This window comes from Catellatospora chokoriensis, from assembly GCF_011297315.1.
Classification (GTDB): domain Bacteria; phylum Actinomycetota; class Actinomycetes; order Mycobacteriales; family Micromonosporaceae; genus Catellatospora; species Catellatospora citrea.
Window position 1 is genome coordinate 1 of the sequence record NZ_JAAOTI010000066.1, and the last position, 3,922, is coordinate 3,922.

4 protein-coding genes are annotated in these 3,922 nt (G+C 67.2%); 1 reads left to right on the forward strand and 3 read right to left on the reverse strand.

The genetic code is table 11. The features are described from left to right. The 3 genes from HAV39_RS41915 to HAV39_RS41925 all read right to left on the reverse strand — a co-directional run. Positions 1-574 (reverse strand): carbohydrate ABC transporter permease (locus HAV39_RS41915; RefSeq protein WP_191844638.1); only part of this gene is annotated, 574 nt, incomplete at its 3' end. After that, on the reverse strand, positions 571-1,425 hold the full coding sequence (locus HAV39_RS41920) for a carbohydrate ABC transporter permease (protein ID WP_244958922.1): 855 nt from the start codon (positions 1,423-1,425) through the stop codon (positions 571-573). The genes HAV39_RS41915 and HAV39_RS41920, both read right to left, overlap by 4 nt. 170 nt (positions 1,426-1,595) lie before the next feature. Continuing rightward, positions 1,596-2,891: an extracellular solute-binding protein gene (locus HAV39_RS41925; protein WP_191844639.1), complete on the reverse strand. Its 1,296-nt coding sequence runs from the start codon at positions 2,889-2,891 to the stop codon at positions 1,596-1,598. Between the two features lie 281 nt (positions 2,892-3,172). On the opposite strand from HAV39_RS41925, the gene HAV39_RS41930 reads away from it, so the two are divergent. Continuing rightward, a partial coding sequence (locus HAV39_RS41930) for a family 43 glycosylhydrolase (protein ID WP_244958923.1) occupies positions 3,173-3,922 on the forward strand: 750 nt, incomplete at its 3' end.

The window sequence follows — 3,922 nt, forward strand, 5'->3', positions numbered from 1 at the left end:
GCAGGACGCGCCAGAAGAAGCCGAAGGGGGTGCAGCCGTCGAGGGTGGCGGCTTCTTCTACTTCGGCGGGGATGGTGCGGAAGAACTGGCGCAGGATGATGATCGTGGTGGGTAGTCCGAAGGCGGCTTGGGGCAGGATGACGCCGAGGGGGTTGTCGAGGAGGTCCATGCTGCGTAGGAGGATGAACAGAGGCAGGATGGCCACGGCGAAGGGGAACATGAGGCCGATGGCGAAGAGGGTGAACAGGAGTTCGCGGCCGCGGAAGGCGAAGCGGGCGAAGACGAAGGCGGCCATGGCGCTGGCGGCGACGACGACGGCGACGGTGGCCAGGGCGATGATGGTGCTGTTGGCGAGTTGTCGCCAGAAGACGCTGTCGGTGAGGATGCCGGTGTAGTTCTCGGGGTGCCAGGGGTCGGGCCAGCCCAGGGGGTTGGTGGACAGTTGTCCGTTGTCCTTGAAGCCGCCGAGCACGCCGAACCCGACCGGCACCACGATCAGCGAGCCGATGACTATCGAGATCAGGTGCAGCAGCGTGCGCCGGGCGCGGACCGGGGCCGAGACGGGTCGGGTCATCGCTGGTCTCCCAGGGTGGTCAGCGCGCCCTCGGTGTCGCGGCGCAGCACGTAACGCTGGTAGAACAGCGCGAACACGAGGCTGATCAGGAACATGATGATGCTGATCGCACTGGCGTAGCCGACCTCGAAGCGGCGGAAGCCGCGGTCGAACATGGTGACGGCCATGGTCTCCGAGGAGTGGATGGGTCCGCCGCCGGTGAGCACCCAGACCATGTCGAACAGCTGGATGCTGCCGATGACCGACAGGAACACGCTGATCCGGATCGTCGGCCCCAGCAGTGGCAGGGTGACATGGCGGAACACCTGCCAGGCGCCTGCGCCGTCGGTCGTGGCGGCCTCGGTCAGCTCCTGCGGGATGCCCTGCCGGCCCGCCAAGTACAGGATCATGTGGAAGCCGAAGTACTTCCACGAGATGACGAAGAACAGCGCGTACAGCACCGTGTCCGGGTCGGCGAAGACCGCGCCGTCCAGCGCCTCGATGCCGAGCCAGCCGGCGATCTGCTGGCCGAGCCCCCGGTTGGGCGACAGCACCAGGGTGAACAGCACCGCGGTGGTGACCTCGGACAGCACGTACGGGGCGAAGAAGATGACGCGGTAGATGCTGCGGCCCTTGAGCTTCTGGTTGAGCAGCATGGCCAGGGCCAGCGACACCGGCAGCTGGATCACCAGCGACAGGGTGATCAGGACCAGGGTGTGCCAGAGGTCGCCGAGGAAGGTCGGGTCCTGGAAGGCGCGGGTGAAGTTGTCCAGCCCGACGAAGTTCTCCGGCAGGTTGAAGCCGTTCCACTTGTACATGCTGGTGTAGCCGGCGAGCAGGATCGGCGCGATGACCAGCAGCAGGAACAGCACCAGTGCCGGGGTGAGGAACAGCGCGATCGTGATCAGCTGCTGCCGCCGGAACCTGCGCCGCGGAAGGTGCCTCCTGGTCGCCCGGATGCTGTCCGGGCACCGTGGAAAGCTTCATCGTGCCTGCTCCCGTCGTTGCGTACGAGGCAGCCAACCATTCCGCGGCCGGCTTGTCACTGGCTCTTCGCCACCTTGGTGATGTCCTTGACGATCTGCTCCGGCGTCTTCGAACCGGCCACCAGCTCGGCGACACTGTCATTGACCTGCTGACCGACCGCCGGCGGGTACGCCTGGTCCAGATACAGCTGGAACCCGGTCGCGCTGGCCAGGCTGGCCGCGACGACCTTGCTGTTCGGGTCCTTGATCGCGTCCGCGGCGTCCTTGACCGTCGGCAGCACCGCACCCGTCGCCGCCGACTTGCGCTGGTTCGCGACGTCCAGCAGCGTCTTGAGGAAGTCGACCGTCGACGCCGGAGCGTTCTTGCCGACCACGAACCCGTTGCCGCCGCCGAACGCCTCGGCCACCGAGCCCTTGCCGCCCTCGACAGCCGGGAAAGCGAAGTAGCCCAGCTTGTCGCCCAGACCCTTCTTGCTCGTCGACGACGAAGCCTGCACCGACGGAGCCCACTGGCCCATCAGCTCCAGCGCCGCCCCACCGTTGCCCATCGTCGCGGCCTGACCGTCCGGCGAACCGTACTCCGCCCCCAGGAAGCCCTTCTGGAACGGCTGCAGATCCACCAGCTCCTTCAAACGCTGACCTGCGGCGATGAAGTCCGGGGTGTCGAAGTTGTTGTCCTTCGCGGCCTGCTGAAGCGCTCCCAGACCACCGATGCGCATGGCCAGGTAAGCCCAGTAGAAGTGCCCCGGCCACTTCTCCTTGCCCGCCAGAGCGATCGGCACGATGCCCTTGCTCTTGATGGTCGACACCGTGGTCAGCAGCTCAGCCCAGCTGGTCGGCGTCGCCGTGACGCCCGCCTTGGCAAAAAGATCCTTGTTGTACCAGAAACCGACCATGCCCACGTCGAACGGAACCCCGTAGATCTTCCCGTCGATCGTGAACGGCTGCACGGAGGCGGGCAGCAGCGTGCCGATCCACGGCTGCACCTGCTCGGTGATGTCCTTGACCAGGCCCGCATCGACCTGCTGCTGAAGCACGCCGCCGCCCCACGACTGGAACAGGTCCGGCGGGGAGCCCGCCTGGGTCGCCGTGGTCAGCTTCGCCTTGAACGCCTCGTTCTCCAGCGGCTGGATCACGACCTTCACGTTCGTGTGCGCGGTCTCGTACTCCTTGGCGATCGCCGCCCAGACCGGCAGCATCGGCTCGGTGTTCTGGATGTGCCACCAGTTGATCGTCTGCGGACCGTCGGGATTGGTGGGTTCGTCGCCGTCGCCGCAGGCGCTGAGCAGGTAGGCGCCGGCGCCCGCACCGGCGATGCCCAGCAACGTTCTGCGGGAGAGGTGCGCTGTCATGAGGCGTCCCTTCGCGATACGAATCAGGTGCTCGGGTGTGCCGAACGAGTCGGCGGGAGGTGCCCGGAGCCGGCCCGAAAGTTTCTGCCCGGGGGCCGGTATTTTCGCTTGATGGCGCGCACGTTACGACGTGTGAACGCGGTAGGTCAAGGCCTGTCGTATCTCTACACGAACAGATACCGTGAGCGAGAATCTCGCCGCCCGTCGACCTCATATATCGGCCTGTTTCCGGAAGGTCGGCGAGATTGCCGGGAGTGACCAGGCGCAGCAGAGGAGAACACATGTCGACCGAGACCGCAGACGCGGAACGTGGGCAATCCCTTGGCGCGCCGCGGCAGCGGCTGCTCGACGGGACGAGCGACGCCGCCCCGGACTCCGCCGCCCGGTCGATCCGCAACCCCGTCCTGCCCGGGTTCCACCCGGACCCCTCGATCCTGCGCGTCGAAGACGACTACTACCTGGCCACCTCGACCTTCGAGTGGTACCCCGGCGTACGCGTGCACCACTCCCGCGACCTCGTCCACTGGCGCCCCCTAGGCGGCATCGTCACCGAACGCCGCCTGCTCGACCTGCGCGGCTGCGGCGACTCCAACGGCATCTGGGCACCCGACCTCACCTGGCACGACGGCCAGTTCCACCTCGTCTACAGCGACGTCGCCAGCTTCGCCAGCGGCTACTGGGACCCCCAGAACTTCCTCATCACCGCACCCGACATCACCGGCCCCTGGTCCGACCCCGTACGGCTGCACGCCCACGGCTTCGACGCCTCCCTGTTCCACGACGAGGACGGCACGACCTGGCTGCTCAACATGAGCGCCGACTGGCGGCCGGGGCGCAACCGCTTCGGCGGCATCGAGATCCAGCAGTACGACCGGGTGTCGCGACGCCTCGTCGGCGAGCGGCGGATCATCTTCACCGGCACGCCCGCCGGCCTGACCGAGGGGCCGCACCTGTACCGGCACGACGGCTGGTACTGGCTGGTCACCGCCGAGGGCGGCACCAGCTGGGAGCACCAGGTGACCGTCGCTCGG

Coding starts and splice junctions, on each gene's coding strand:
- HAV39_RS41925 (WP_191844639.1), bottom strand. CDS start 2,891: ATGACAGCGCACCTCTCCCGCAGAACGTTGCTGGGCATCGCCGGTGCG.